We start from the raw sequence: 26068 nt of genomic DNA on the forward strand, positions 1-26068 counted from the left end.
ATGTTGCGCGGGTGCGAAATAATATTGCGCCCAACCGGGGCGCTGCTATAAGAACCGAAAAACCCAGGAGCATTTTATGGTCGCTACACGGCTGGACGAAATTGACCGCAAGATTCTTTCCGAATTGCAGGCGGACGGTCGCATGACCAATGTCGAACTCGCAAAACGTGTGGGAATATCCGCTCCGCCCTGCCTGCGCCGGGTGCGCACCCTGGAAGAGGCCGGGTATATCCGGGGCTATCACGCCGATGTCAACGCCCGTGAACTGGGGTTCGAGGTTCAGGTCTTTGCCATGGTCGGTCTGGACAGCCAGGCCGAGGTCGAACTGCGCGCCTTCGAGGAACGCTGCCGCAACTGGCCGCTGGTCCGGGAATGCCACATGCTGAACGGCGAGGTGGATTTCATCCTGAAATGCGTCTCACCCGATCTCAGCAGCTTTCAGCAATTCCTGACCGGAGAGTTGCTGACCACGCCAAACGTGGCCAGCGTCAAGACGTCGCTTGTCATTCGAGGCGCAAAGGACGAACCCGGCGTTCCGTTTGACGTCCTGGAAGAACGCCTGAACCGAAGCGCCTGATCGCGACCGCGCCCGAAGGCGAGGTCGAAGACGGCAGAAACGCCGCGATGGTCAGTGAGAAAACCCAGCTGAGAAGCAGATGCATGGCGTTTCCCCTCAGGCCGTGATCGCGTCGATTTCGCCGTCACCGGCACGCGGAAATGCCAGGGGGCCGAAATCGCTGAGCGTGTGAATGTGCTCGAACAGGCTCAGGTACAGCTCACGCAATGTCTGACCCAGAATGCGTACGGCATTGATGCCGGGGTGATAGGTCTCGAACTGGATGCCGTCGACATTGATCACCGCGTGTTTCTTCAGGCAGATGTGAAACAGCTCGACCGGGGTGGGCGGAATGGTTTCCACCACGCTCATGCCGTCCACGAATTCCTGCACCGGCGTCAGCATCGGGGACCCGCTGGACAGGTGGCGCAGATGCGCGGGCGTGGCCAGAATGCGCGCCGCCGGCCCGGCAATGACCCCCGACATCGGTTTCTGGATGCCGAACGTGTCGGCCATGAACCGGGTCAACGGATGGGTCCGCCCCCGCGCGTCGGGACGCCCCGGCAGCAAGGTGATGGAGCCTTTCCACAAGACTTCCTGCGAGCCGTCCTGAGTGGCGACGTGATCTCCGGGCAGCAGGTCCTCGATGGCCATCGGCCCCTGATCGGTCTCGATCAGCGATCCGCGCGAAAAGGCGCAGAACGCATCCTCGAACAGCGGCAGGGCCGGTGCGATATGGCGTTTCTGGATGATGTCACCGTTGGCGGCCTTGGCGCAGACCTCGTAACGCCTGAGTTGCGGCCGGTTCTGACCGCGCAGCGCAGCCGGGTCCTGCAGCAGCGCAGATGTTTCAACAGCATTGCGCGCCGCTCGCGTTAACGAATATGGAATAGACATTCGTATTCCGTCCCCTTCATTCCTGCCATATTTTGGGCAGCCCCCTCAGACGGCCTTGAATTGGCATACAGGTTTAATGTCCTGAAACGGTCGCAATAACCGCGCTCGATGCAGCGGCAATGGCCTAAAAAGCGAGCGATTTGATGCTCAACTTTGGTCAAAACGATGACCCCCCAAAACAGAACTCATAACAAGCAGGCAAAAAAGCCCACCACACTCACACGCCCCGGAACACCGCGCACAGTTGCGGTTCAGATCCACATCGGCCCAGGGCGCTTGCCGATACGGACGATCCAAAAGGCCGGCAGCTTGGCCTTCCGGAGATATCTCACACTCACTCACATTCGAGTGATGTTGTCTGAACGACCCGATTTCAGCTTCCAGGGCATTGGCAGCACGTGATCCCTGGCAGTTGCGATCACCGACCTGATAAAGCGTGAACCGGTTTTCATTCTTCCCCTTCCTTCAGCGGGCTTTGCACCCGTCCAGCTTGGATAATTCCAAAATGAAATGGTTTTGCGGCGCCCTTAGGGCCGATCCGGGAAAAAAAGAGGACAAATTTGCGCGTCTTGCGGACTCCTTTCCTGTCTGCGCCAGATTTCGACTGTGCGTGCAACGCACTTAACCGGTTGAGGTCAGGTGCATTTCCACAGCTGATTCACAGGAAATTAGATACAAATTTTTGGGCGGGATCGTGGCGGTTTTGCCTTAATTTGGCCGCAAAGCCTCAAAGTCGTATCGCCGATATCAACCGGCCATAGTCGACTTCGCCCGCATGTGTGGCCCGGCGATAGGAATAAAACCGGTCAGGGTCGGAATAGGTGCAATGCCGGGTCCATTCCGCGGCCCCGATTCCGGCCTGCCGCAGCCGGTGCAGCCCATAGGCGGGCAGGTCGAACAGCATCCGGTCGCCATTGCCGTTGGCAAAGAACCGGGTGTTGTCCATGTCCTCCATCAGGAAATCGTCCAGGAACTCCGGCCCTACCTCATAGGCGTTCTGCGAGATCGTGGGACCGATTGCCGCAACCGTGTTTTCGCGCCGCGCACCCAGCGATTCCATCGCATCCAGCGTGGCCTCCAGCACTCCGCCCAACGCGCCGCGCCATCCGGCATGGGCGGCCCCGATGACACCGGCCTTGTGATCGGCAAACAGCACGGGCTGGCAATCGGCGGTCAGGATGGTCAGCGCCAGCCCGGGCACCGCCGTCACCAGCGCATCGGCCTTGGGCCGTTCGTCCAGCGGCTCTGTCACGATCACCACATCGGCGGAATGCACCTGATACACACCGACCAGATCGGTGGCCGTCACCTTCATGGCGTCCGCCACGCGGGTGCGGTTCAGGGCCACGGCGTCGTTCAGGTCCGTTGATCCGACACCGCAGTTCAGCCCCGAGAATATGCCCGAAGACGCCCCGCCGCGGCGGCTGAAGAAACCGTGGTGTGCCGGGGTCAAAAGGTCTGACGTCAGTATTTCCAGCGTCATGGGTCCAATCCGGGTGGTGGTGAGGATGACGCAGGATAAAGCGCCATTGTCTTGAACAGGTTTCCCATTTCCTCGGGGTGCGTCAACCTGCGATGCGCGGCAATCAGCGCATTCAGGTCATTTTCTGCCTTTCCCTGCGCCAAGGCCTGTGCGCGGGCGGTGATGCCGAGGCGTTCCAGAAACACGCCTTGGGTGGTCAACCGGCTATGCGCGCAACCCGTGGCGCGGGCGGCCTCCGCCAGCACCTCGAAATCCACATGCGCGGTCAGATCCGCCTGTCCCGGATCGGCCAGCGGATCGGCGCGGTCATGCGCGCGCAGGGCCTGAAACGTATCTCCCAGCGACCGCCAGTCGCCATAATCGATTACCAACGCCGCGCCGCCATGGCGCGCTATGCGCCCGGCAACGGCGGCAATAACCGGCGCGGCGGCAGGGCACAGCTCGACCAGATCGCCCTCGCGCGTGTCACCCAGCCGGTAATCCAGCGCGGCCTGTTGCGCCTGCGCGCCCAGACCAAAGGCCAGCCTGCCGTCCCTTTCGCCAACCAGCCGCTCGCGCCAGCCGGCGCCGTCGCGGAGGAACTGCCGCACCGGCAGGGCGTCAAAGAACTCGTTGGCGACCAGAAACAACGGTGCATCCGGCAGGTCTTCGACCTTGTCCAGCCAGCGCGGGCTGGCCTTGGTCAGGGTGTCGGCCTGAACCTGTCGCAGCGCTCGGGACGCTTCCACCAGAACCACGCGGGCCGCCTCGTGAAAGCCGGGAACGCCGCGCGTCGTGCGCAGGATATCGGCCATCAACGTCCCGCGTCCGGGGCCAAGCTCGGCCAGCGTGAAGGGGGCGGGGCTCCCCTGATCCAGCCAGCTTTGCGCCAGCGCCAGCCCCACCAGTTCGCCGAACATCTGGCTGATCTCGGGCGCGGTGGTGAAATCGCCCTCTGCGCCAAGCGGGTCGCGGGTAGAGTAATAGCCGTGCATGGGGTGCAAAAGGCATTCGGCCATGTAATCCGCGACCGTCATCGGCCCATCCTGCCGGATGCGCCCGATCAGTATGTCGCGCAGGCTCATGCCCGCGCCCGCCTGGCCCGCCAGACGAACCACAGGCCAACGGCGATCATCGGCAGCGACAGCACCTGTCCCATTGTCAGGCCATAGCCGCCGACCTGCCACGCCAGCCCCAGCGGATTGCCGTCCGAGACGAATTGCGCATCCGGTTGCCGAAAGAACTCGACGACAAAGCGCGACAGGCCATAGCCCGCCAGAAACACGCCCAGAATCAGGCCCGGTTGCCGGAACCCGCCACGCCGGTAGACCAGCCACAGCAACAACGCGCCCAGCAGCAGCCCTTCCAGCCCCGCTTCGTAAAGCTGCGAGGGGTGGCGCGCGCAAACCCCTTCGACCTCCGGGCAATACTGCGCCATCTCACCGGGAAAGATCACCGCCCAGGGTACATCGCTTGGCCGCCCCCACAATTCGGCATTGACGAAATTCGCCAGCCGCCCCAACAGCAATCCGGGCGGCACCGTGTGGGCGACCAGATCGGCCAGCGGCAGGGTCGGGATCCGGTGTTTTCGGGCAAACAGAAACGCGGCGACGATCACGCCCAGCATGCCGCCATGAAACGCCATGCCGCCTTGCCAGACTTTCAGGATGTCGGCCGGGTTCTGCAGGTAATATCCCGGCTGATAGAACAGGACGAATCCCAGCCGTCCGCCCAGAATGACGCCCAGAATGATCCAGGTCAGCAGGTCCTCCAGCTGCCGTGCGCTCATCAGTGGCGCCTGATCCGGCCACAGGGCGGGACGGCGCAATGCCGTCAGCGCCATGCGCCACGCGATCAGAATACCCGCGATATAGGCCAGCGCATACCAGCGCAGCGCGAACTCCATCCCGAAGATCGAGATCGAGAACAGTTCGGGCGAAAGGTCGGGAAAGGGGATCACTGCCTGCATGTGCGTCTCATTGCCCGTGGTTTGAGGGGCAAGTCAACCTTGAGCCTGCCGCGCTTGTGACCCATATAGAGGACAACCGCGACACGGGAGTAAAGACATGCAGACCCGCAACAAGATTCTTGACGACATTTCCCAACTGATGACCAACGCCATGGGCGTGGCCCAGGGCGCGCGGGAAGAGGCCGAGACCGCGATGAAATCGATGATGGACCGTTGGCTCGCCGACCGCGACTTTGTGACCCGCGAGGAATTCGATGCGGTGCGCGCGATGGCCCAGAAGGCGCGCGAAGAAAACGCCGCGCTGCAAAAGCGCATCGCCGCGCTCGAGGCCAAACAGGGCGACTGATCGCCGCTGACGCCGAAATTTCGGGAATAAACAACCATTCCGAGCAACCCGCCGGGGCTGCGCGGTGAGGTGTATTCTGCCGTTCCGCTTGCTTAATGCAAGAAAAAGCTGCATCAAACGTCGATATTTTGATCGCCGTTGCCGTCTGTCCACAACTTATTGCTGTTATCCCCAAAAATGGGGGTTGTCAGGAAAGCAACCACATCGCACCATATCTTGTACAGACCCAAGGCTGACGCCCGGTTTGTAGAGCAGGCAACTAGCGCTGGGGCGCTGCCAGCCCCAAACCGCTAGAGATCAGTGAGGTGTAACATGGCCCTTTCCGAGCAGTATCTGGAAGAAGACATCCATCCGATCGACATCGTCGAACATCTGGCCGAACATCACGAATGGGATTTCGACCGCATCGGGGACGATCAGATCGCCATGGCGGTCGAAGGCCAGTGGCGCACTTATTCGATCACCCTGGCCTGGTCCGGTTTTGACGAGACGCTGCGCATGGTGTGCTCGTTCGAGATGGAGCCGCCGGAAGAGCGCATTCCGCAGCTCTACGAATTGCTCAACGCAATGAACGATCAATGCTGGGCCGGCGCCTTTACCTATTGGGGCGGGCAAAAGCTGATGGTCTATCGCTATGGTCTGGTTCTTGCGGGCGGCCAGACGGCCAGCCCCGAACAGATCGACACCATGATCACCGCCGCCGTGCTGAGCGCCGAGCGCTATTACCCGGCGATCCAGCTGGTGACCTGGGGCAACCGCAGCTCTGCCGATGCGATGCAAGTCGCCATTGCAGAGGCCTACGGTCGCGCGTAAACCTGCGCCCCGAACCTTAACACGGGGGAGGGGCTTTTCATGGACATGGAACGTGTTGCCGAACAGGGGCTGGTGCTTCTGGGATGCGGCAAGATGGGGTCGGCGATGCTGGCCGGGTGGCTGGAACACGGGCTTCCGGCCGCGTCGGTCTGGGTGATCGATCCGTATCCGTCCGACTGGCTCAAGGCGCAGGGCGTCAACATCAACGCCCCGCTGCCCGAAGCGCCCGCCGTGGTGCTGGTGGCGGTCAAGCCGCAGATGATGGGCGAAGCGCTGCCTGCGATCAAGGCGCTGGGCGGCGGGCGCACCCTGTTCGTCTCGGTCGCCGCCGGAACCTCCATCGCCACATTCGAAAAAGTTCTGGGCACGGCGACGCCCATCATCCGCGCCATGCCCAACACCCCGGCCGCCATCCGTCAGGGCATCACCGCGCTGATCGGCAATGCACACGCCTCCGAGGCCGATATGGACCAGGCCGAAAGCCTGTTGTCGGCGGTGGGCCAGACCGTTCGCCTTGACGACGAATCGCAGATGGATGCCGTTACCGGTGTCAGCGGGTCCGGCCCGGCCTATGTGTTTCACCTGATCGAAACGCTGGCCAAAGCGGGCGAGGCGCATGGCCTGCCGCACGAGCTTGCGATGAAACTGGCCAAATCCACCGTCGCCGGCGCCGGGGCGCTGGCCATGGCAGCCGACGAAGACCCCGCACAGCTGCGCATCAACGTGACCTCGCCCAACGGCACCACACAGGCCGCGCTCGAGGTGCTGATGCACCAGGAAACCGGGTTCCCCGACCTGCTGCACCGCGCGGTCAAGGCCGCAACCAACCGATCCAGGGAGCTCTCGCGTGAGTGAAATATCGTTTGACGACTTTCTGAAAGTGGATGTGCGCGTGGGCGAAATCATCCGTGCCGAACCCTTCCCCGAAGCCCGCAAACCTGCGATCAAGATGTGGATCGATTTCGGTGACGAGATCGGTGAACGCAAGACCTCGGCCCAGATCACCGCGCATTACGATCCGGCCACTCTGGTCGGCAAGCAGGTGATGGCGGTGGTCAACTTTCCCCCACGCCAGATCGGCAAGTTCATGTCCCAGGTTCTGGTGCTGGGCCTGCCGGACGAAAGCGGCGAAATCGTTCTGATCGGCCCCGACGGCAAGGTGCCGCTGGGCGGAAGGATGCACTGATGAAACTCTGGATCGCCCGCCCGATGACGCCAGCGGTCGAGGCGCGGGCGCGCGCCGAATTCGGTGCCGAGATTCGCGACGGCAATACGCCGCTCTCCGGTGACGAGATGCGCCGCGCCCTGACCGATTTCGACGTGGTGGTGCCCACGCTGGGCGATCTGTTCTCGGCCGGGGTCTTTGCCTCGGTGCCGCAACCCCGCTGCAGGCTGCTGGCCAATTTCGGCGTCGGCTACAACCACATCGACACGCAGGCGGCAAAGGCAGCGGGGATTGCCGTGACCAACACGCCGGGCGCCGTTACCGACGCCACCGCCGACATTGCCATGACGTTGCTGCTGTCCACCGCGCGCCGCGCGGGCGAGGGCGAGCGGCTGGTGCGCTCGGGTCAGTGGCAGGGCTGGCACCCGACCCAGATGCTGGGCCATCACGTCACCGGCAAGCGCGTCGGCATCGTCGGCATGGGCCGCATCGGACAGGCCATCGCCCGGCGCTGCCACTTCGGTTTCGGCATGCAGGTGGCCTATGTGGCCCGCAGCCCGAAACAGCTCGATTTCCCGGCTGATGCCGCCGCCGATCTGCCCACATTGGCGGCCTCGGTCGATTTCCTGATCGTCGCGGTCCCCGGCGGTGCCGAGACCCGGCACCTGATCGATGCCGCAATCCTGAAGGCGATGAAACCCACCGGCCTGCTCGTCAACATCGCCCGTGGCGAAGTGGTGGACGAATCCGCCCTGATCGCGGCCCTGCAAACCGGCGAGATCGCTGGCGCCGGGCTGGATGTTTACGAGTTCGAACCAACGGTCCCCGAAGCACTGCGCGCGATGGACAACGTCACCCTGCTGCCGCATCTCGGCACCGCAACCGAAGAGGTGCGCAGCAACATGGGCCACATGGCGCTCGACAATGTCGCCGCCTTCGTCGCAGGCCACGATCTGCCCAACGCGGTGAACTGAACCACATGCGCTCCCGCCCGCCGCAGGCGCATCAGGGATGCGCCACCGCCGGTTGGGCCGGGCAGCCTGCCACGGGCAGGCTGCGGTCTGATCCGTGATCAGGCCGAGGGCAGATCGCCGACCGCCTCGCGCCAGTGCCTGCGGCAGAGCGAGACATAGCTCTCGTTGCCGCCAATCTGCACCTGCGCGCCTTCGGTGATGGCGCGGCCATTTGCATCCTGCCGGATCACCATTGTCGCCTTGCGCCCGCATTTGCAGATCGTGCGCACCTCGCGCATTTCGTCGGCCAGCGCCAGCAGCGTCGCCGAGCCGGGAAACAGCCTGCCCTGGAAATCGACCCGCAGCCCGTAGGCCAGCACCGGCACATCCAGATCATCCACCGCGCGGGCCAGTTGCCAGACCTGATCCTCGGTCAGAAACTGCGCCTCGTCGACAAAAACACAGGCCACCTCGCCCTGTGCCAGCCGCGCCTCGATCATCGCAAACACATCGTCGCCCGGGCCAAAGGTGTCGGCCTCCTCGCAGATCCCGATTCGCGACGCGATTCGCCCGGCGCCCGCGCGCCCGTCGACCGCCGCCGTCATCAGATAGGTCTGCATGCCGCGCTCACGATAGTTGTGCGACGCCTGCAGCAGGACCGTCGACTTGCCGGCATTCATGGTCGAATAGTTGAAGTAGAGCTTGGCCATGCGCCGGGTCTAGACCGCCCGCGCAAAGGGGGCAAGGCGCTGTGGGCCAAAGAGTTATGCGATGATACAACGTTACACGACGCCGCCGCCACGGCAACGGGGCCTGAGCCAACGCTCGTTCGGGGATGGTCAACCCATAACCGCAACGACGACGTCATTGGCCATCATCTGACCGGAAAGGAGCGGGGCGATCAATTTTGCCCCGCCAACACTCACTACCAGCAGGAACTGCCGCCACTCACTCACAAAATCCCTCGTTTGTCTGAGGGATAGCCAAGGTATGACATTTGAATTAATACTCTGAAATGGGAAATTTCCTGACCCTTTCCCCCGGAAACAAAAAAGGGTCGGCAGAGGCAGTTATTCGATGAGGCGAAAATGGCAGATATCTGCGCCTATCTGAAGAAACACACCGAGGCGCTGGTCAAGGATGTCGGGATCGAGGCAGCCTGCGAGATCACCGGCAAATCCAAGGCGACGCTGGGCCGGTACTATTCCGACAATGCCGAACATTCCGACCGCTTCATGCCGGTGGATGCGGTCGCCAAGCTTGAGGCCAAATCCAGCTATCCGCACGTGACCTCGGCGCTGGCGGACCTCAAGAACATCACCCTGTCCTACAACGGCCGCAACTCGGACGAGCCCAGAACCGGCGGCGTGAATTCCGACGTGATCGCGCTCAGCCAGCGCTTTGCCATGCTGATGAGCGAATACCAGGAAGCGATGGAAGACGGCATCATCACCGTGAACGAGGCCAAACGCCTGCTGCGCGAAACCGTGCAACTGCAACAGGTGCTGATCGACATGAAACTGCACCTCGAAGAGGAAAGCACCTGATAGCGGGCCGGTTTGTCGCTTTTGCAGCCGACTGTCGGGGCCGCCCCGTTTCCATCGCGCCTGCCGATAGGTGACGGCTGTGCGGACAAAGCGGGCTTTCGCTGCAGATGCGCCAAGGTCCGCATTCACTAGCCGTGCAATCGAGCATAGAGGCCAGAAGCGAGATTAAGGTCCCAATCATCGCTTGGCGCGTATCGCCATTCCCCCTCTCTCCACTTGCCGTCGATCCATTGTGCGAAGAAGCATCTAACAAAGTCGGGTTTATGGCGGCAAAGAGAGCCAGACAGCCGCTCCTTCGCTTCGTCAGGAATGGTTGTAAGTGCGATGTTCACCTCTTCTGGCGGTGCGGCCTCAAATTCACCCAAATCCCATGCATCGTGACGCACTAGCCAAGGACCAAAATCGTCATTCCATCCAAACAGGTTTTCTGACATGAATTCCATGTATCCGCATTCAGACATAGCTCGGCAAACGTTCTTCAAGGCGTGTGTTGTTGGGGTAACCTCCTCATGGTGCAGCCTTAGATCGTCAACGTAATGAGAATGGCAGGCCAGCCCATCGAGAAGGTGGTCTAGATCGCTACGCTTGTATTGACCAGTCAAGGTAAGTTGATCGTTTTCTGGCTGTCTTACGCGCCAATAGTCGCCTTCAGATGCAAGCACACCTACTCGCCCTAATGCGCTGCAACTTATCTCATAATTGCTTTGTGCCAGATCGTGCAAAAGGTCAGATGCAGGAGAAACGTCTCTGAGATGCGATATCATCTCGCCACGTAGCCACAGGGCAACAGCTTGAAGAAGAAACAGTTCCTTCTCTGAGAGTTCATCGACCATTTGTTTGCCCAATTCTTTACTTAATAAATTGCTAAGCCGACCTTGGTTGATCGTGCAACATCGGTCAATGTGGGCTCAAAGCCGACACCCCCAGACCGGCTCCAACACCCAACCCGTCACCCGTGCCGTCTGACGATCACCGATCCCACCGAATACCCTGCACCGAACGAACAGATCAGGCCGATATCGCCTTCCTGCAAGTCGTCCGAATACTTGGAAAAGGCGATGATCGACCCGGCGGACGAGGTGTTGGCATAGTCCTGCAGGATATTGGGCTGTTCGCCCGGTTCCGGTTCGCGTCCCAACACTTTCTTGCCGATGAAATCGTTCATCGTCTTGTTGGCCTGATGCAGCCACAGCCGTTTCAGGTCGGTGTTCGCGATGCCCTCGGCGGCCATGTGATCGGCGATATGCTGGCTGACCAGCGGCAGCACTTCCTTGAACACTTTGCGCCCGTTCTGCATGAACTGCATGTCGCGCCGGTCCGCGACGCCGTCGGGGCGCGAGCGGCGCAGAAAGCCGTTGTTGTTGCGGATGTTGTTGGAAAACTCGGTGGCGCAGCGGGTGGACAGGATCTCGAAATGCGGCCCGCTGGCCTCGTCTTCGCGTTCGATCAGGGTCGCGGTGGCCACATCGCCAAAGATGAAATGACAATCCCGGTCGCGCCATTCCAGGTGGCCCGAGCAAATCTCGGGGTTGACCACCAGCGCCGCCCGCACCGAGCCCGAGCGCACCATGTCCGCCGCCGCCTGAATGCCAAAGGTCGCCGACGAGCAGGCCACGTTCATGTCGAACCCGAACCCCTTGATCCCCAGCGCGTTCTGTATCTCGATCGCAATCGCCGGATAGGCGCGTTCGTGGTTCGACGCCGCACAGATCACCAGATCCACATCCTCGGCGCTGCGCCCCGCCTGCGCCAGCGCCTTGCGGCAGGCATCCACCGCCATCTCGGTCATGATCCCCGGTTCGTCATCGCTGCGCTGTCGCAGGGTGGGGTGCATGATTTCGGGGTTCAGAACGCCGGCCTTGTCCATCACGTACCGGTTCTCGATTCCCGACGCCTTGACGATGAACTCCTCCGACGAATGCTGCATCGGCTCCACCCGCCCGGCAGCGATGGCCGCGGCATTTCCGGCGTTCTGCCGATCGGCATAGGCGTTGAAGGCTTCGACAAGCTCGGCGTTGGTGATCACGTTCTGGGGCGTATAGACACCGGTTCCGGTAATGGCGGGCGTGTACATGGCGGATCCTGAATGTTTTGGATTGGCTCAAAATGAAGCCGCCTCACGCGCTGATCAAGGGGAAGTGACCCAAGGGAATCCCCCCGGATCAGTGAAAAATTGCTTCATCTCTGAAATGTTTCGGTAACGGCAGGCGCCAGCCCGCCACCCGGCAGTTTTCGATGGCGGCGGCAGCTCCGCCGCCAATCCGGATCGGTGTCGCGGAATGGTACAATTCGGACAAGTGGGGGGTGAAATCGCGTACAAATCGCGCACTTCATCTGTACATCGCTGAAGCCCGGGCGCCTTGACCGCGGCCCGACACAAGTTTCCCCCTCCCGGTTTACGCGGCTCAGATCAGGGGAACAAACGGCACGTCACAGGCCGCAAGCGCCAGAAGGGAGGCGAAGACCACAATGGTACGCATGGCTGATTTTCCTTGTACTGCTCGTTGAAAACAGCATTGTCCCCCGCCAGCCAAAGGTCAACGGGAGAGACAGGAGCCGGCAAGTATCAGCCTTGCAGGCTGCGCACCTCGACATCCCCCTCGGCCTGCGCCTTGATCGCCAGCGCCGCGGCATTGCTGGCGGCGGCGGTGGTGAAATAGGGGATCTTGTCATACAGCGCGATCGAGCGGATGGACTTGCTGTCCTCGACCGCCTGCGCGCCCTCGGTGGTGTTCATCAACAGCTGAACCTGCCCGTCCTTGAGCATGTCGACCACGTCGGGGCGGCCCTCATAGACCTTGTTGACAACGTCGCAAGGTACCCCGTGGCCGTCCAGCCAGCTTTGCGTTCCGCGCGTGGCAACCAGTGTAAAGCCTTGTTCTACCAACACTTTCGCCGCTTCCAGCATCGCCGCTCCCTTGTCGGCATCCTTGATCGAGATAAACGCACGACCCGAGGACGGCAGCACCATGCCCGCCCCCATCTGCGCCTTGAGGAAGGCGCGCGGGAATGAGCGATCCCAGCCCATCACCTCTCCGGTCGAGCGCATTTCCGGACCCAGAATGGTATCGACACCGGGGAATCGGGCAAAGGGCAGCACGGCCTCTTTCACCGAGAACCAGGGCATGTTCGGGTCGGCCAGAGTCATCTGATCGGCGATCTTGGTGTCCTGCCCCTCCTTGTAGGGCGGGCGCATCGGGAAGTTCGACAGCGGCTCTCCCGCCATCACCCGCGCGGCGATCGAGGCGATGGCGCTGTCGGTGGCCTTGGCGACGAAGGGCACGGTGCGCGAGGCGCGGGGGTTCACCTCGATCAGATAGATTTCATCATCCTTGATTGCGAACTGTACGTTCATCAGGCCGACGACATTCAGCGCACGCGCCAGCTTGTTGGTCTGCTCCTTGATCTGCTCGATGATCTCGGGCGAGAGCGAATAGGGGGGCAGCGAGCAGGCGCTGTCGCCCGAATGAACGCCCGCCTCTTCGATATGCTGCATGATGCCGGCGACATGCACCGCCTCGCCATCGCAGAGCGCATCCACATCCAGTTCGACGGCGCCGCTGAGATAGCTGTCGAGCAGCACCGGGCTGTCGCCCGAGACCACCACCGCCTCGGCGATGTAGCGTTTCAGGTGGTCCATGTCGCGAACGATCTCCATCGCGCGACCGCCCAGTACATAGGAGGGGCGAATTACCAGCGGAAAGCCGATTTCATCTGCAATTTCAATAGCCCGCTCGTCGGTTGAGGCAATGCCGTTCTTGGGCTGTTTCAGGCTCAGCTTGTTAACCAGGTCCTGAAACCGCTCGCGGTCTTCGGCCAGGTCGATGGCGTCCGGGGTGGTGCCCAGGATCGGAATGCCCTCGGCCTCCAGCGCGTTGGCCAGTTTCAACGGGGTCTGGCCACCGAACTGGACGATGACACCGTGCAGCGTGCCGTTTTCCTGTTCCTTCGTCAGGATTTCCATCACGTGTTCAAATGTCAGCGGCTCGAAATACAGACGGTCCGAGGTATCATAGTCGGTGGACACCGTCTCGGGGTTGCAGTTGACCATGATGGTTTCATAGCCCGCATCGGTCAGCGCATAGCAGGCGTGACAGCAGCAATAGTCGAACTCGATCCCCTGACCGATCCGGTTCGGGCCGCCACCCAGAATGACCACCTTCTTGCGGTCCGACGGGCGTGCCTCGCATTCGACCTCGCCCATCATCGGGGCCTCGTAGGTCGAATACATATAGGGCGTCTGCGCTTCGAACTCGGCGGCGCAGGTGTCGATGCGCTTGAACACAGCGGTGACCCCGACCTCCTTGCGGGCCTTGCGGACTTCGGCTTCTTTCTTGCCGGTCAACTTGCCGAGGCGGGCATCGGTGAAGCCCAGCATCTTGAGCGCGCGCAACCCGGCCTCGTCGGCGGGCAGTCCTGCCTCGCGCACCTCGCGTTCGGCGTCCACGATCTCGCGAATGCGGGCCAGGAACCAGGGATCGAACTTGGTCACCGCCTGAATCTCGTCATCCGAAAGCCCGTGCCGCATCGCCTGCGCAATGGTGCGCATCCGGTCGGGGGTCTGTTGGCTGATGGCCTTGATAACGGCGGCCTTGTCGGTCACTTCCTCCCAAGGGCCCACACTCAGACCGGGAATGGAAACTTCGTCGAACCCGGTCAGGCCCGATTCCATCGAGGCCAGCGCCTTTTGCAGCGATTCGTGGATCGTCCGTCCAATGGACATCGCTTCGCCCACCGACTTCATGGCCGTGGTCAGGAACGGTTCCGCACCGGGGAATTTCTCGAAGGCGAATTTCGGAATTTTGGTGACGACATAATCGATGGTCGGCTCGAAGCTGGCGGGCGTGACCTTGGTGATGTCGTTGTCCAACTCATCGAGCGTGTATCCGACGGCCAGCTTGGCGGCGATCTTGGCAATCGGGAAACCCGTGGCCTTGGACGCCAATGCCGAAGAGCGAGACACGCGCGGGTTCATCTCGATCACGACCATCCGGCCGTCTTCGGGGTTGATCGCCCATTGTACGTTCGATCCGCCGGTTTCCACACCGATCTCGCGCAGCACGGCGATCGAGCCGTTGCGCATGATCTGGTATTCCTTGTCGGTCAGCGTCAGGGCAGGGGCCACGGTGATCGAGTCACCGGTGTGCACGCCCATTGGATCGACGTTTTCGATGGAACAGACGATGATGGCGTTGTCGGCGGTGTCGCGCACCACCTCCATCTCGTATTCCTTCCAGCCCAGCAGGCTTTCGTCGACGAGGATCTGGTTGACCGGCGAGGCATCCATGCCCGAGCGGCAATAATGTATGTAATCCTCACGGTTATAGGCGACGCCGCCGCCGGTTCCGCCCAGGGTAAAGGCCGGGCGGATGATGGCGGGAAGGCCGATGTCTTCCAACTCGTCCAGTGCCATCTGAACGCCAGCATCCAGGTCGGCTGTGCCGTTGGGTTTCTTCGGCGCGGTGACGATGGTGGCGCGGGGATTTTCCAGCCCCAGCCGGTCCATCGCCTCGCGGAACAGCTTGCGGTCTTCGGCCATCTCGATGGCCTCTCGCTTGGCGCCAATCATCTCGACGCCGAACTTTTTCAGCACGCCCATCTCTTCCAGCGCCAGTGAGGTGTTGAGACCCGTCTGCCCGCCCATCGTGGGCAACAGCGCGTCGGGGCGTTCCTTTTCGATTATCTTGGCGACGACTTCGGGCGTGATCGGTTCGATATAGGTGGCGTCGGCCAGTTCCGGATCGGTCATGATCGTGGCCGGGTTCGAGTTCACCAGGATGACCCGGTACCCTTCCTCGCGCAGCGCCTTGCAGGCCTGTGCCCCGGAGTAGTCGAACTCGCAGGCTTGCCCAATGACGATGGGGCCCGCCCCGATGATCATGATCGACTGGATGTCGGTTCTCTTCGGCATGGCCAGGTTCCTTCGGTTTTTCGCGAGTCGGCAGGCGCCCACCAAGCGCCCAAATTGTCGTGGGTTATAGGGACCGCGCGAAAAGGTGCAAGGGGGATCGGAATCTGATGCGCATTTGCCGCTTTCCCCCCTTTCGCCTGTCCCCGAAACCTCTATATCGCAGCCCACGGCAAATGGGGATGCACTTGCATATTCGTTTCGATCAGGGTCCGGCCGGTCCGGGAACGTGTTTCGACCGCCCGTCGCGCGTGATCCGCGCCGACGAACCCGCCGATGTGCCTGCAGCCCTCGCCGCTGTTGATGCCGCCCGGGCGCAGGGGGCGTGGCTGGCGGGATATGCCAGTTATGAGCTGGGCTACACACTGGAGCCGCGGCTCGCCGCGCGCATGCCGGTTGGCCGGCGGCTGCCGCTGATCTGCTTTGGTGTCTATGGTGCGCCCGGCCAATGCTCTGTAACCACAGGGGCAGGGGGGATCACCCGGTTTGCGCCGCGCTGGAACGAAGATCGGTACGGGGATGCGTTCCGCGCGGTTCACGACGCCATCGGCGCAGGTGACATCTATCAGGCGAACCTGACTTTTCCGGTCGATCTTGACCTCGAAGGGCCTGCTGTCGCGCTATATGCGGCATTGGCGCATCTCCAGCCCGTGGGACATGGCACGTTTGTCCGGCAGGAGGGATTGCCCGACCTGCTGTCGCGTTCGCCCGAGCTGTTCTTTCGCACTGATGCTCGCGGAATGATTGAAACCCGCCCCATGAAAGGCACCCAGCCGCGCAGCGCCGATCCGGCCGAGGACGCCCGCCGCCGCAACTTTTTGATCAGCGACGAAAAGAACCGGGCCGAGAACCTGATGATCGTGGACCTCTTGCGCAACGATATCAGCCGGGTGGCGGTGCCGGGGACAGTCAAGGTGCCCGAACTGTTCAGGGTCGAAACCTATGCCACCGTGCATCAGATGGTATCGCTTGTGCGGGCGCAGTTGCGCGCCGATGCCCGTTTGTCTGACATACTGAAGGCTCTCTTCCCCTGCGGTTCGATCACCGGCGCGCCAAAGATCCGCGCGATGGAAATTCTGAGCGATCTGGAACCCTGGCCGCGCGACATCTATTGCGGCACCATCGGCTGGGCCGCACCTGACGGCCGGTCCGAATTCAACGTGGCGATCCGCACGCTGATGGCCGAGGGGAACCGGGCCACGCTGAACGTTGGTGGCGGCGTCGTCTGGGACAGTACCGCAGCATCGGAATACGAGGAGGCGTTATGGAAAGCGCGCTTTGCCCGCCAACTGAGCCTGATTTCCGCCTGATCGAAACATTGGGTTATCGCTCCGGTGAAGGGTTCGCACGCCTTGATCGTCACTTTGCGCGAATGGCGCGGTCGGCGCAGGCCTTGAACATTCCATTTGACCGCTCGGCAGCAGAACTGCGGTTGCAGGCGGTGGCGGGCGACGATCCGCTGCGCTGCCGTCTGACTTTGGAGGCAGACGGTCAGTTTGGCCTGACCACCGGTGCCCTGACCGAAACCCCATCTGTCTGGCGCGTGGCGGTCGCCCCAGAGCGGCTGGACTCCGGGAATTTTTGGCTGCGGCACAAGACCACCCGGCGCGCGCTTTACGATGAGGTTCGCGCAAATCTGCGCGACGGGATCGATGAGATGATCTTTCTCAACGAACGTGGGGAAGTCTGCGAAGGTACCATCACCAATATCTTCGCGATCATGGCTGATGGCAAAATGCTGACTCCGGCGCTTTCCGCTGGTCTTTTGCCGGGAATTCTGCGTGAAGAACTGCTTGTAAAACGAGAGGTGTCCGAAGCTATACTAACTTTGAACGACTTAAGAGAAGCTCAGAGTATTCTTGCTGGCAATTCCCTGCGAGGGTTGATCAGGGTGGAAATGGCAACCTCCTGATCACTCGGCGGCGTCCCGCAGCCGATCGCGGCCAGGGTAGAGGTAGTCACGGGTGAGAGGCACCGCATCGCGCCGATGGCCAAGCTGGAACTGGAACACGGTCTGGTCCCGCTCTTCGAAAACCAGGATACAGATGGTCAGGTAAAAGCGCCACATGCGGACGAACCGCTCGTCATACATCGCGCGGACCTGATCGATATTGGCTTCGAACCGGTCCCTCCAGCAGCGCAGCGTTTTGGCGTAGTGCAGGCGCAGGCTTTCGATATCCAGGTTCCACAGGCCTGCCCGACCAATCGGCACCACCAGTTCCGACAGGGACGGTACATATCCGCCGGGGAAGATGTACTTGTTCAGCCACGGCGACTGGTTGGTCGGCGGTCCATTGCGCCCGATGGTATGGATCAACGCCACACCGTCAGGTTTCAGCAAATCGGCGACCTTGCCGAAATAGGTGTCATAGTGGGGCACGCCCACATGCTCCAGCATGCCGACCGAAACGATCCGGTCGAACTGTCCGGTCAACTCGCGATAGTCCATCAGGCGGATATCGATATGGTCCTGCATCCCGGCCTCGACCGCGCGCGCCCTGGCAGCGTCATGCTGGTTTTGCGACAGGGTCAGGCCGGTGACATGGGCGCCATGGTCCCGGGCCAAGGTCAATGCCAGCCCGCCCCAGCCGCACCCGATGTCAAGAACCCGGTGACCGGGTTCAAGGCACAGCTTGCGCGCGATATGCGCCTTTTTCGCGGCCTGAGCCTGATCCAGCGTCAGGTCCGGCGTGTCGAAATAGGCGCAGCTGTACTGCATGTCCGGGTCCAGCATCAGCCGGTAGAAATCGTCGGACAGGTCGTAGTGATGCGCCACGTTGCGTCGCGCCAGACGCAGCGTATTGCGTTGCAGGATCGGTCGCAGCAAAAACTTTGCCCGTTCGAGCCAATGATAGAATCTCGGAAGATTGCCCGCCGACAAATTGCGAATCGCAACCCTCAATACATCGTCCAGACTGCTGTCTTCGGTGGTCAGCGTGCCCTCCATCACCCCTTCGCCAAAGCCAAGCTCGGGGTTCTGGCACAATCGCCGCATCAGGTCCGGGGCATGGATCCGGAAATGGGGGCACGGGTGCGTTCCGTCACCATAGACCTCGCTGGACCCGTCTGGAAACGTCACCCGCAATGCGCCCTGAGTGACGAACCTGTTCAACACACGATCTAAAATTCTTTGCCACATCATCCTACTCTTCCCCGCTCGATGGGTGAGCGTTCTGAAACAGAAGACAAGAAATCCATATCACAGCATTGGAAATATGCACCAATTTCGTGATTTCCACCTCTTTTGGGTGACTTCCCGGTCACGATGGCGCGCGACCCTTGACTTCCCGGGCCTATCGCGGTGTATCGGCGCGACGAATTCTCCGCCCGAAGGGATATGACCGATGCACGCCTATCGCAGCCACACCTGCGCCGAACTGACTGCCGCCAATGTCGGTGACACCGTCCGCCTGTCGGGCTGGGTTCACCGCGTGCGCGACCACGGGGGCGTTTTGTTCATAGACCTGCGCGACCATTTCGGCGTAACGCAGGTTCTGTGCGACGGCGACAGCGCCGCCTTTGCCGAACTGGAAAAGGTTCGGTCCGAGTGGTGCATCCGTATCGACGGCACCGTCAAGGCGCGCGATGCGGATTTGGTGAACCCGAAGCTACCCACTGGCGAGATCGAGGTGTACGTGCGCGAATTGGAAGTGCTGGGTGCGGCGTCGGAACTGCCGCTGATGGTGTTCGGCGATCAGGAATATCCCGAGGAAACCCGCCTGCGCTATCGCTATCTGGACCTGCGCCGCGAGGCGATGCAGCGCAACATGACGCTGCGGTCCGACGTGGTCGCCTCGATGCGCCGCAGCATGTGGGATAGGGATTTCCGCGAATACCAGACCCCGATCATCACCGCGTCAAGCCCCGAGGGCGCACGCGACTTTCTGGTTCCCTCGCGTCTGCATCCCGGCAAGTTCTATGCGTTGCCGCAAGCACCGCAGCAGTTCAAGCAGCTGATCATGGTGTCAGGATTTGACCGCTATTTCCAGATCGCGCCCTGTTTTCGCGACGAAGATCCGCGCGCCGACCGCTCGCCCACCGATTTCTATCAGCTCGACCTCGAGATGTCCTTTGTCGAGCAGCAGGACGTGTTTGATACCATCGCGCCTGTACTGGCCGGTGTGTTCGAAGAATTCAGCGAGGGCCGCAAGGTGGATGCGTGGCGGGACTGGCCGCAGATTTCCTATCGCGATGCCGCGCTGTGGTACGGCACCGACAAGCCAGACCTGCGTAACCCGATCAAGATGCAGGACTGTTCCGAGCATTTCCGTGGCTCGGGTTTTGCCATCTTCGCCAAGTTGCTGGAGCAGGACGGCACCGAAATTCGAGCCATTCCCGCGCCCACTGGTGGCAGCCGCAAGTTCTGCGACCGCATGAATGCCTTTGCCCAGAAAGAAGGGCTGCCGGGGATGGGGTATATCTTCTGGCGCGATCAGGGGGAGGGCATGGAGGCCGCAGGCCCGCTGGCCAAGAATATCGGCCCCGAGCGCACTGAGGCGATCCGCCAGCAACTGGGTCTGGGCGTCGGCGACGCGGCGTTCTTCCTGGGCGGCAAGCCAAAAGCCTTTGAAAAGGTCGCTGGCAAGGCGCGTGATGTCATCGGCGAGGAACTTGGCCTGACCGAGAAAAACCGCTTTGCATTCGCCTGGATCGTCGATTTCCCGATCTACGAGCAGGACGAGGAAACCGGCAAGATCGATTTCGAGCACAACCCCTTCTCGATGCCGCAGGGGGGTATGGACGCGCTGATGGGCGATCCGCTCAAGGTGCTGGGCTATCAGTACGACCTGTCCTGCAACGGATACGAAATCCTGTCGGGCGCGATCCGGAACCACAAGCCCGAGATCATGTTCAAGGCCTTCGAGATTGCCGGATACGGCGAGGACGAGGTGCGCAAGCGGTTCGGCGGCATGGTCAACGCCTTCCAGTACGGCGCCCCCCCGCATGGCGGCTGCGCAGCAGGTATCGACCGTATCGTGATGCTGTTGGCCGATACAGTGAACATCCGCGAGGTCATCATGTTCCCGATGAACCAACGCGCCGAAGACCTGATGATGTCGGCCCCTTCGGATCCGACGTCGGATCAGTTGATGGAGCTGGGCCTGCGCGTTATCCCGCAGGATTGACACCCGAAACGCCGCCTCAAAAGGGCGGCGTCTTACTTTGAGGGACGCAATACCACACAGGGCATCGGTCTGCCTTTGGCGCCGTTGCTTGGTGTGCTAGGGAAATATCCCGCTTTCTTCTACCTCGCCGCGCTGACGATTGCGCCGGATGTCTTGTGCTGCTGCCCGTACATGCCGGTAGAGCACCAGATAGACTGCGCCAAACAGAACCAGACTGCTTGCTGCCACCTCAGATTGCCTCGCGTCGTTCCAGCCGGGTCTGCACCATCCCGGCAAGCTGCGCGGCGCAAGTGGCATAGGGCCGCCCGCGCGAGCGCGCCCGCGCTACATCCTGCGCGGCACGGGCCAGCGGCAGATCGTCCGCGGCGCGGGCGACCCCGCTGACAAATTGCGCAGCATAGTCGAGCGCCTTGGTGTCGCTGGCATCTGCCAGTATGTCCGCGATATGGGCCATGTCGTCCCGATATGCCATCAGGTCAGGGCAGATCACCTCATCCTGAATTACCTGCAGCCCAGCCGGGCGGCGATCTTCGGGCAAGTGTGACAGGATTCTTGTCTGAAACGCCGCCAGCGAGGTCAGAGGCTTGCTCAGAAACCCGTCCGCCCCAGCGGCAATCGCCAGGCCTTCGGCAAAATCGTCTCCGGATATGCCTAGAATCACTGCGACGCGCGGGGTGGTTTGCGCCATCTCCTCGATCAGGTTCAAGCCCGAACCGTCGGGCAGGCCGATATCGACGATCAGGACTGAGGGGCGATAGACCTGCAGGTGGCGGCGCGCCGATGTCAGGCAATCCGCACGTCGGATGCGGGCGCCGCTGCGCAGGCACATCAGTCGCAACGCCTCACTCGTGTATCGGCTGTCCTCGACCACCAGAACCGTCAACCCCAAAAGCGGCCGTCTGTTACCGACGGTCAGGTGCGGGACGGCAAAGGGATCCGAATCATCCATGGCGAGGCTCCTTTCAAACAGACGTCCCGACGCTAGGCAAAGGCGGCTAACACAGGGTTAATGGGCGCTTTGGCGCACTTGCCCTAGGTCGCCGCAGCCCCCATAACCGCCACAACCCGATGGATCGAGGAGGACAAGAATGATCGGTCGTTTGAATCATGTCGCCATTGCCGTGCCGGATCTGGAAGCCGCATCGGCGCAATACCGTACTGCGCTTGGCGCCAAGGTCGGCACGCCGCAGGACGAACCCGATCATGGCGTCACTGTCGTGTTCATCGAGCTGCCCAACACCAAGATCGAGCTGCTTTATCCGCTGGGCGAGGACAGCCCGATCAAAGGCTTTCTGGAAAAGAACCCCTCGGGCGGTATTCACCACGTCTGTTATGAGGTCGAGGACATCATCTCCGCCCGCGACCACCTCAAGGAGACCGGTGCGCGGGTGCTGGGATCGGGCGAGCCCAAGATCGGCGCCCACGGCAAGCCTGTACTGTTCCTGCACCCCAAGGATTTCAACGGCTGCCTGGTCGAACTGGAACAGGTCTGAGCCAGCCGCTTCGGAGGTTTCTACATGACGATCACCGCTGGCCTGGTTCTGTTTGCCGTCATCTGGTTCATGACGTTTCTCATCGTCCTGCCGATCCGTATCCGGACACAGGGCGATCTGGGCGATATTGTCCCCGGCACCCATGCGGGCGCGCCCGAGGAACATCACCTGAAGAAAAAGGCTTGGATCACCACCGGAATCACGATCGTTCTGTGGGTGATCATCGCCGGGATCATAATTTCCGGCGTGATCTCGGTGCGGGATTTCGACTGGATGAACCGGTTGCCGCCGGTCGAATGAAAACCGTGGGCGGCTACCTTTGGGACGCCGCCACACCATGATAGATGTGGGTAAAGGTTGCCGCGCCAAGGATCGGGATCAACAGGTTGATCAGCGGCACTGACAGCGGAATGGCCATCAGTGTTCCTGCGATCCAGATGGTCGCCATGTGCTGCGACCTGAGCTTGCGCGCCCCTTCCCGCCCCAGTCGCCGCATCGCCGCCAGCGTGAAATATTCCCGCCCCAGCAGAAACCCGTTCATGCCCCAGAAAATGAACGGCGCAAGCGGTGTGAACAGGGCATAAAGGATAAGCGCCAGCAAGTTTGCGACGATCAGCACGCCCAGAAAGCTCACCGTGTCGGTCAAGGCGTCGGTGAATGGAACCCCCGGCACCGCAGGCAGTCCGGGATAGTGCCTGTCCTCGACCGCCTGCGCCACTTCGTCGAGAAACATCGAGGTAATGGCCGAGGCCACCGGCACCATCAGGAACACCGACAGCACCATCATCAGCAAAAATGACGAAACGCTCGCCAGATCGTTGAGCCACGTCACCTCGCCCAAAATCGGCACGGTCACGTGCTCACCGATCAGAGTGTTGATCAGCCACAGGAACCCGGCATAGGCCCCGATCAGCAAGGCAAATGTCAGCCCGACGCCCAGCAGCAGTACCTTGCGGAATCGCGGATCGCCCAATTGCCCCAGCGCCATGAAAAACGAGTTGATGATGATCATTCCGATACCCATTCCGTGATGGCCGCAACATCGGGGCGGGGGCGTTCGGGTGGGGCTGCGCTTTCGGTGGCGATATGAACAAGGCCGGCAATGCGCTCGTTCTCGGCCAGCCCCAGCGCCTGTTGGCGGAATTCAGAGTCATGCGACGGCCAGCCCGACAACCAGTTCGCCCCCCAGCCAGCCGCCAGCGCCGCGTTGAGCAGCGACAGGCAAACCGCCCCTGTTGAATAGCTTTGCTCGATGGACGGCACCTTGTCCGATGGCTTCTGTACCTCGATCACGGCCACGGCAAGAAGGCCCTGATCAAACTGGCTGCGCGCCTTGGTGATATCTTCGGGCGACTTGCCCAGGGCCTTGCCGCGCTGTTCGACCAAACCCGCGAGCCGGGCCATCGCCCCTTTCTCTATAACCACAAAGCGCCATGGCTCCAGCTTTCCGTGATCGGGGCTACGGGCGGCTGCATTCAGCAGCGGTCGCAACTGCTCGCGTGTGGGTGCCGGGGCAATCAGAGTCTTGGCTGGGCGCGATCGGCGCGTCAGCAGAAAATCAAGGGCTGCAGGGTTTTTCAGCGTCATATGTGAAGCCTTTTTACATAAGCCCCCTGTATCTCGGTCAGGCAGGGCCGGGTTTCAAGGTTAAAAGTGCAGGGCTGGCGACATTCCTTGGTGCGGCTGGCTTGCGTTTGGTCAAAGTGCCTGCAAAATCCAGCGGGCACCATGGTCAAAGGCTTCGGGCACATTCAGTGTGCATGGGTGCCCGAGCCCAAAGCTCAGAGGAAAGGCAATTGACCGCGATGGCCAAACCGAAGCTCAAGGATCTGCCCGACCTGTCGCATTTGGCGACGCCGGGCGCCGAATTTGCCATCCGGGCAACGCCCAATGCCGCGCGCGACCGGGTGTTCTGGGAAGGTGGCACATTGCGCATATCAGTGACCTCGCCGCCCGAGGACGGCAAGGCCAACGCCGCGATTCGCGCATTGCTGGCCGCGGCTATGGGAATCGCCCCGTCGCATCTTACGCTCAAGCGCGGTCAGACCGCACGCGACAAGGTCTTTGCCTATGATCCCTGAGGAGGCGTTTCGCGGATCTGGTATACGCCCTCGGGCAAATCCAGCGCCGCCGCGAGATCGCGCACCTGTTCCGGTGACAGGGTGATCTTTTGCATCTGCTCGGTACGCGGGTCGAATTGTTCCAGCGTCACGCATTCCGCGAAATTGTTGATGACCACGTCCTCCTGCAAGGGGGCGGGGCCTTCGTCGACCAGGGTAATGACGGTTGAGTCGAATTCATGCTCGATACTAAACATGCCTGCAGACTGCCGATGGTGCGCAGGTTATGCAACCCGCCGATGCCGAATATCCGGTCTGGAACACGGTTGGGACGCAGGATAATGTGCCGTTCCGATGCATTGACTCGAAAGGCTTGCTCATGCGGCAGTTCGCCCTGCTTATGGTTTTTGTTCTCGCTGGTTGCGATGTGCCGCAGCCGGTTGCCGTGCCGCCACAACAACCCAGCCGGGTGACGCTGAACGCGCAGGCCGCACCGCGGGATTTTTACGCGGTCAGACAGGCAGTAGGAACCCAGGCGCGCGCCGAATGCCTGCGGCGGACCAGCGGCGCGAATTGCGATTTTCAGATCGGGATTGATCCCAACACGCGCGCTCAGGCCAACGCGTATCAAACTCTTGATAAGCAAGGCAGACCTGTGATCATTTTCACGCAGGCCCTGATCAACTCGGCGCGCAATGGCGATGAACTGGCCTTTGTCATGGGCCATGAAGCCGCGCATCACATCAGGGGCCACATCGCCCGCCAGAACCAGAACGCGGCGGCCGGCGCCCTTATCTTTGGGCAGCTTGCGGGCATAACTGGTGGCGGTTCGGCCTCGATCGAAGCGGCGCAACAGCTGGGGGCCGTAGTGGGCGCGCGCAGCTACTCAAAAGAGTTTGAGCTGGAGGCCGATCAGCTGGGCACAATCATCACCTACAATGCCGGATACAATCCGCTGATCGGGGTTTACTTCTTTGATCGCATTCCCGATCCCGGCGACCGGTTCCTCGGTACACATCCGCCGAATGCGCAGCGCGTCGATATCGTGCGCCGGACCGCCGCGCAGGTGGGTCTGGTGCAGTGACCAGGGTTACGCGGCTGGGCGTCATTCTGACCGATCGCGGCTCGAAATACGCTGTATCGGGTGCCGACGTCTCCAGCCGCGACGATGTGGACGCGGTGCTGGACGAATTGAAAGCCGACCGTGTCTACGCCAAGGCCACCCACAATACTTGGGCTGCGGTGCTTCCGTCCGGGGCGCTCAAGGCGGATGACGGCGAATCCGGCGCGGGTATGGTGATCTTGCGGATGATGGAACGGGCGGAACTTGAAAACCACGTGATCATCGTGACGCGCTGGTATGGCGGCAAAAAGCTGGGCGGCGACCGGTTCCGCCGGGTTCAGGACGCCACCCGCGCCTATCTGGATCACGTCGGATCCGAACCTTGACCTGTATCAAGGGCGATAACTGCGTCAGCGTCTAATCTCCGTGCCACGCGCGACAGAAAGGACACGCCATGTCTGATCGAGACAAGTTCCGAAAACATGCCGAATTGGTGGACAGGATGGCCGCCGTGCAGGGCATCGACCTGCAGGAAGCCGCCATTCAGGGCAAGTTGAGCATCGACGACATTTCTGACGTCGTCCTGCGGTGCAGCGACTGCCCCAATCCAGAACACTGCACGAAACTGCTGGCCGAGTTGAGCCAGTTGGACCACGTGCCGGAATATTGTCGCAACAAGGACCTGTTCAAGGATCTGAAATCCTGACCCC

Annotated in this window: 30 protein-coding genes; 16 read left to right on the plus strand and 14 right to left on the minus strand. The window is 61.5% G+C overall.

Going from position 1 to position 26068, the window contains the following annotated elements:
* Positions 1–76 precede the first annotated feature (76 nt).
* Positions 77–577, plus strand: coding sequence for an Lrp/AsnC family transcriptional regulator (locus AC2FMY_RS19600; RefSeq protein ID WP_496743759.1), 501 nt, complete (start codon positions 77–79; stop codon positions 575–577).
* Positions 578–673: 96 nt separating this feature from the next.
* Here the strand turns inward: AC2FMY_RS19600 and AC2FMY_RS19605 are convergent, their stop codons facing one another.
* The 4 genes from AC2FMY_RS19605 to lgt form a co-directional block, all read right to left on the minus strand.
* A complete protein-coding gene (locus AC2FMY_RS19605; protein ID WP_480749506.1) occupies positions 674–1453 on the minus strand; it encodes a Hint domain-containing protein in 780 nt (259 codons plus the stop codon).
* A gap of 727 nt (positions 1454–2180) precedes the next feature.
* Positions 2181–2936 (minus strand): peptidoglycan editing factor PgeF, encoded by a 756-nt coding sequence (gene pgeF / locus AC2FMY_RS19610; protein WP_480749505.1) that lies wholly within the window; start codon positions 2934–2936, stop codon positions 2181–2183.
* On the minus strand, positions 2933–4000 hold the full coding sequence (locus AC2FMY_RS19615; RefSeq protein ID WP_496807929.1) for a class I SAM-dependent methyltransferase: 1068 nt from the start codon (positions 3998–4000) through the stop codon (positions 2933–2935). The genes pgeF and AC2FMY_RS19615 overlap by 4 nt, the downstream gene beginning before the upstream one ends.
* Entirely contained in the window at positions 3997–4884 is an 888-nt protein-coding gene (gene lgt, locus AC2FMY_RS19620) for a prolipoprotein diacylglyceryl transferase (RefSeq protein WP_496807930.1), read from the minus strand. Before lgt ends, AC2FMY_RS19615 begins: the two co-directional genes overlap by 4 nt.
* Positions 4885–4981: 97 nt before the next feature.
* Here lgt and AC2FMY_RS19625 point away from each other — a divergent pair, with 97 nt between their 5' ends.
* From AC2FMY_RS19625 to AC2FMY_RS19645, 5 genes are all read left to right on the plus strand, one after another.
* Positions 4982–5230: an accessory factor UbiK family protein gene (locus AC2FMY_RS19625; protein WP_480749502.1), complete on the plus strand. Its 249-nt coding sequence runs from the start codon at positions 4982–4984 to the stop codon at positions 5228–5230.
* A gap of 312 nt (positions 5231–5542) precedes the next feature.
* Positions 5543–6043 (plus strand): type III secretion system chaperone family protein, encoded by a 501-nt coding sequence (locus tag AC2FMY_RS19630; protein ID WP_496743764.1) that lies wholly within the window; start codon positions 5543–5545, stop codon positions 6041–6043.
* Between the two features lie 39 nt (positions 6044–6082).
* Entirely contained in the window at positions 6083–6898 is an 816-nt protein-coding gene (proC, locus tag AC2FMY_RS19635) for a pyrroline-5-carboxylate reductase (RefSeq protein WP_496807931.1), read from the plus strand.
* A complete protein-coding gene (locus AC2FMY_RS19640) occupies positions 6891–7229 on the plus strand; it encodes a tRNA-binding protein (RefSeq protein WP_496743768.1) in 339 nt (112 codons plus the stop codon). The genes proC and AC2FMY_RS19640 overlap by 8 nt, the downstream gene beginning before the upstream one ends.
* Positions 7229–8182: a 2-hydroxyacid dehydrogenase gene (locus AC2FMY_RS19645; RefSeq protein WP_496807932.1), complete on the plus strand. Its 954-nt coding sequence runs from the start codon at positions 7229–7231 to the stop codon at positions 8180–8182. Before AC2FMY_RS19640 ends, AC2FMY_RS19645 begins: the two co-directional genes overlap by 1 nt.
* A gap of 98 nt (positions 8183–8280) precedes the next feature.
* Here AC2FMY_RS19645 and AC2FMY_RS19650 read toward each other — a convergent pair whose 3' ends face one another.
* Positions 8281–8871, minus strand: coding sequence for a thymidine kinase (locus AC2FMY_RS19650; RefSeq protein WP_480749497.1), 591 nt, complete (start codon positions 8869–8871; stop codon positions 8281–8283).
* Between the two features lie 378 nt (positions 8872–9249).
* Between AC2FMY_RS19650 and AC2FMY_RS19655 the strand changes: the two genes are divergently transcribed.
* The gene (locus AC2FMY_RS19655) at positions 9250–9708 is read left to right on the plus strand and encodes a hypothetical protein (RefSeq protein ID WP_480749496.1); all 459 of its coding nucleotides are present in this window, start codon (positions 9250–9252) and stop codon (positions 9706–9708) included.
* 128 nt (positions 9709–9836) lie between these two features.
* On the opposite strand, the gene AC2FMY_RS19660 is transcribed toward AC2FMY_RS19655, so the two are convergent.
* The 3 genes from AC2FMY_RS19660 to carB all read right to left on the minus strand — a co-directional run bounded on the left by AC2FMY_RS19660 (position 9837) and on the right by carB (position 15619).
* Positions 9837–10541, minus strand: coding sequence for a hypothetical protein (locus AC2FMY_RS19660; protein WP_496807933.1), 705 nt, complete (start codon positions 10539–10541; stop codon positions 9837–9839).
* Positions 10542–10657: 116 nt separating this feature from the next.
* Positions 10658–11782 (minus strand): beta-ketoacyl-ACP synthase III, encoded by a 1125-nt coding sequence (locus AC2FMY_RS19665; RefSeq protein ID WP_496743784.1) that lies wholly within the window; start codon positions 11780–11782, stop codon positions 10658–10660.
* Between the two features lie 492 nt (positions 11783–12274).
* Positions 12275–15619, minus strand: a complete 3345-nt coding sequence (gene carB, locus AC2FMY_RS19670; RefSeq protein ID WP_480749483.1) for a carbamoyl-phosphate synthase large subunit — start codon at positions 15617–15619, stop codon at positions 12275–12277.
* Positions 15620–15798: 179 nt separating this feature from the next.
* Here carB and AC2FMY_RS19675 point away from each other — a divergent pair, with 179 nt between their 5' ends.
* Complete coding sequence (locus AC2FMY_RS19675) at positions 15799–16926, plus strand: aminodeoxychorismate synthase component I (RefSeq protein ID WP_496743786.1); 1128 nt, start codon at positions 15799–15801, stop codon at positions 16924–16926.
* Positions 16881–17528: an aminotransferase class IV family protein gene (locus AC2FMY_RS19680; RefSeq protein ID WP_496743788.1), complete on the plus strand. Its 648-nt coding sequence runs from the start codon at positions 16881–16883 to the stop codon at positions 17526–17528. The genes AC2FMY_RS19675 and AC2FMY_RS19680 overlap by 46 nt, the downstream gene beginning before the upstream one ends.
* Here AC2FMY_RS19680 and AC2FMY_RS19685 read toward each other — a convergent pair whose 3' ends face one another.
* Entirely contained in the window at positions 17529–18731 is a 1203-nt protein-coding gene (locus AC2FMY_RS19685; protein ID WP_496743795.1) for a class I SAM-dependent methyltransferase, read from the minus strand.
* 229 nt (positions 18732–18960) lie between these two features.
* Here AC2FMY_RS19685 and aspS point away from each other — a divergent pair, with 229 nt between their 5' ends.
* Positions 18961–20742, plus strand: a complete 1782-nt coding sequence (gene aspS, locus AC2FMY_RS19690; protein ID WP_496807934.1) for an aspartate--tRNA ligase — start codon at positions 18961–18963, stop codon at positions 20740–20742.
* 96 nt (positions 20743–20838) lie between these two features.
* Here the strand turns inward: aspS and AC2FMY_RS19695 are convergent, their stop codons facing one another.
* Both AC2FMY_RS19695 and AC2FMY_RS19700 read right to left on the minus strand, forming a co-directional pair.
* On the minus strand, positions 20839–20970 hold the full coding sequence (locus AC2FMY_RS19695; protein ID WP_480749479.1) for a hypothetical protein: 132 nt from the start codon (positions 20968–20970) through the stop codon (positions 20839–20841).
* Position 20971: 1 nt separating this feature from the next.
* On the minus strand, positions 20972–21691 hold the full coding sequence (locus AC2FMY_RS19700; protein WP_496807935.1) for a response regulator: 720 nt from the start codon (positions 21689–21691) through the stop codon (positions 20972–20974).
* 139 nt (positions 21692–21830) lie between these two features.
* Here AC2FMY_RS19700 and mce point away from each other — a divergent pair, with 139 nt between their 5' ends.
* Together mce and AC2FMY_RS19710 are read left to right on the plus strand one after the other, a co-directional pair.
* Entirely contained in the window at positions 21831–22235 is a 405-nt protein-coding gene (mce, locus tag AC2FMY_RS19705; RefSeq protein WP_496748657.1) for a methylmalonyl-CoA epimerase, read from the plus strand.
* Positions 22236–22259: 24 nt separating this feature from the next.
* Complete coding sequence (locus AC2FMY_RS19710) at positions 22260–22535, plus strand: DUF1467 family protein (RefSeq protein WP_480749476.1); 276 nt, start codon at positions 22260–22262, stop codon at positions 22533–22535.
* Between the two features lie 13 nt (positions 22536–22548).
* Here AC2FMY_RS19710 and AC2FMY_RS19715 read toward each other — a convergent pair whose 3' ends face one another.
* Both AC2FMY_RS19715 and AC2FMY_RS19720 read right to left on the minus strand, forming a co-directional pair.
* Positions 22549–23247 carry an EI24 domain-containing protein gene (locus tag AC2FMY_RS19715; protein WP_496748658.1) on the minus strand — a complete coding sequence of 233 codons (699 nt, stop codon included), beginning with the start codon at positions 23245–23247 and terminating at the stop codon, positions 22549–22551.
* Positions 23244–23822 (minus strand): nitroreductase family protein, encoded by a 579-nt coding sequence (locus tag AC2FMY_RS19720; RefSeq protein WP_496748659.1) that lies wholly within the window; start codon positions 23820–23822, stop codon positions 23244–23246. The genes AC2FMY_RS19715 and AC2FMY_RS19720 overlap by 4 nt, the downstream gene beginning before the upstream one ends.
* Positions 23823–24040: 218 nt before the next feature.
* Here AC2FMY_RS19720 and AC2FMY_RS19725 point away from each other — a divergent pair, with 218 nt between their 5' ends.
* Positions 24041–24316, plus strand: coding sequence for a DUF167 domain-containing protein (locus AC2FMY_RS19725; protein WP_480749583.1), 276 nt, complete (start codon positions 24041–24043; stop codon positions 24314–24316).
* On the opposite strand, the gene AC2FMY_RS19730 is transcribed toward AC2FMY_RS19725, so the two are convergent.
* Complete coding sequence (locus AC2FMY_RS19730; RefSeq protein ID WP_480749473.1) at positions 24304–24552, minus strand: DUF8831 family protein; 249 nt, start codon at positions 24550–24552, stop codon at positions 24304–24306. The two genes, AC2FMY_RS19725 and AC2FMY_RS19730, sit on opposite strands and share 13 nt — an antisense overlap.
* A 122-nt stretch (positions 24553–24674) precedes the next feature.
* Here AC2FMY_RS19730 and AC2FMY_RS19735 point away from each other — a divergent pair, with 122 nt between their 5' ends.
* The 3 genes from AC2FMY_RS19735 (at position 24675) to AC2FMY_RS19745 (ending at position 26064) form a co-directional block, all read left to right on the plus strand.
* On the plus strand, positions 24675–25379 hold the full coding sequence (locus AC2FMY_RS19735) for a M48 family metalloprotease (protein WP_480749472.1): 705 nt from the start codon (positions 24675–24677) through the stop codon (positions 25377–25379).
* A complete protein-coding gene (locus AC2FMY_RS19740; RefSeq protein ID WP_496744153.1) occupies positions 25376–25744 on the plus strand; it encodes a YigZ family protein in 369 nt (122 codons plus the stop codon). Before AC2FMY_RS19735 ends, AC2FMY_RS19740 begins: the two co-directional genes overlap by 4 nt.
* A 68-nt stretch (positions 25745–25812) precedes the next feature.
* Entirely contained in the window at positions 25813–26064 is a 252-nt protein-coding gene (locus AC2FMY_RS19745) for a DUF6455 family protein (RefSeq protein ID WP_480749470.1), read from the plus strand.
* Positions 26065–26068: the final 4 nt, after the last annotated feature.

The sequence above is a fragment of the Ruegeria sp. YKSE079 genome (assembly GCF_059612845.1).

Excerpts from the sequence above, each read along its gene's own strand:
- AC2FMY_RS19600 (WP_496743759.1), top strand. The coding sequence starts at position 77 with ATGGTCGCTACACGGCTGGACGAAATTGACCGCAAGATTCTTTCCGAA.
- AC2FMY_RS19605 (WP_480749506.1), bottom strand. The coding sequence starts at position 1,453 with ATGTCTATTCCATATTCGTTAACGCGAGCGGCGCGCAATGCTGTTGAA.
- pgeF (WP_480749505.1), bottom strand. The coding sequence starts at position 2,936 with ATGACGCTGGAAATACTGACGTCAGACCTTTTGACCCCGGCACACCAC.
- AC2FMY_RS19615 (WP_496807929.1), bottom strand. The coding sequence starts at position 4,000 with ATGAGCCTGCGCGACATACTGATCGGGCGCATCCGGCAGGATGGGCCG.
- lgt (WP_496807930.1), bottom strand. The coding sequence starts at position 4,884 with ATGCAGGCAGTGATCCCCTTTCCCGACCTTTCGCCCGAACTGTTCTCG.
- AC2FMY_RS19625 (WP_480749502.1), top strand. The coding sequence starts at position 4,982 with ATGCAGACCCGCAACAAGATTCTTGACGACATTTCCCAACTGATGACC.
- AC2FMY_RS19630 (WP_496743764.1), top strand. The coding sequence starts at position 5,543 with ATGGCCCTTTCCGAGCAGTATCTGGAAGAAGACATCCATCCGATCGAC.
- proC (WP_496807931.1), top strand. The coding sequence starts at position 6,083 with ATGGACATGGAACGTGTTGCCGAACAGGGGCTGGTGCTTCTGGGATGC.
- AC2FMY_RS19645 (WP_496807932.1), top strand. The coding sequence starts at position 7,229 with ATGAAACTCTGGATCGCCCGCCCGATGACGCCAGCGGTCGAGGCGCGG.
- AC2FMY_RS19650 (WP_480749497.1), bottom strand. The coding sequence starts at position 8,871 with ATGGCCAAGCTCTACTTCAACTATTCGACCATGAATGCCGGCAAGTCG.
- AC2FMY_RS19655 (WP_480749496.1), top strand. The coding sequence starts at position 9,250 with ATGGCAGATATCTGCGCCTATCTGAAGAAACACACCGAGGCGCTGGTC.
- AC2FMY_RS19660 (WP_496807933.1), bottom strand. The coding sequence starts at position 10,541 with ATGGTCGATGAACTCTCAGAGAAGGAACTGTTTCTTCTTCAAGCTGTT.
- AC2FMY_RS19665 (WP_496743784.1), bottom strand. The coding sequence starts at position 11,782 with ATGTACACGCCCGCCATTACCGGAACCGGTGTCTATACGCCCCAGAAC.
- carB (WP_480749483.1), bottom strand. The coding sequence starts at position 15,619 with ATGCCGAAGAGAACCGACATCCAGTCGATCATGATCATCGGGGCGGGC.
- AC2FMY_RS19675 (WP_496743786.1), top strand. The coding sequence starts at position 15,799 with ATGCACTTGCATATTCGTTTCGATCAGGGTCCGGCCGGTCCGGGAACG.
- AC2FMY_RS19680 (WP_496743788.1), top strand. The coding sequence starts at position 16,881 with ATGGAAAGCGCGCTTTGCCCGCCAACTGAGCCTGATTTCCGCCTGATC.
- aspS (WP_496807934.1), top strand. The coding sequence starts at position 18,961 with ATGCACGCCTATCGCAGCCACACCTGCGCCGAACTGACTGCCGCCAAT.
- AC2FMY_RS19700 (WP_496807935.1), bottom strand. The coding sequence starts at position 21,691 with ATGGATGATTCGGATCCCTTTGCCGTCCCGCACCTGACCGTCGGTAAC.
- mce (WP_496748657.1), top strand. The coding sequence starts at position 21,831 with ATGATCGGTCGTTTGAATCATGTCGCCATTGCCGTGCCGGATCTGGAA.
- AC2FMY_RS19710 (WP_480749476.1), top strand. The coding sequence starts at position 22,260 with ATGACGATCACCGCTGGCCTGGTTCTGTTTGCCGTCATCTGGTTCATG.
- AC2FMY_RS19715 (WP_496748658.1), bottom strand. The coding sequence starts at position 23,247 with ATGATCATCATCAACTCGTTTTTCATGGCGCTGGGGCAATTGGGCGAT.
- AC2FMY_RS19720 (WP_496748659.1), bottom strand. The coding sequence starts at position 23,822 with ATGACGCTGAAAAACCCTGCAGCCCTTGATTTTCTGCTGACGCGCCGA.
- AC2FMY_RS19725 (WP_480749583.1), top strand. The coding sequence starts at position 24,041 with ATGGCCAAACCGAAGCTCAAGGATCTGCCCGACCTGTCGCATTTGGCG.
- AC2FMY_RS19730 (WP_480749473.1), bottom strand. The coding sequence starts at position 24,552 with ATGTTTAGTATCGAGCATGAATTCGACTCAACCGTCATTACCCTGGTC.
- AC2FMY_RS19735 (WP_480749472.1), top strand. The coding sequence starts at position 24,675 with ATGCGGCAGTTCGCCCTGCTTATGGTTTTTGTTCTCGCTGGTTGCGAT.
- AC2FMY_RS19745 (WP_480749470.1), top strand. The coding sequence starts at position 25,813 with ATGTCTGATCGAGACAAGTTCCGAAAACATGCCGAATTGGTGGACAGG.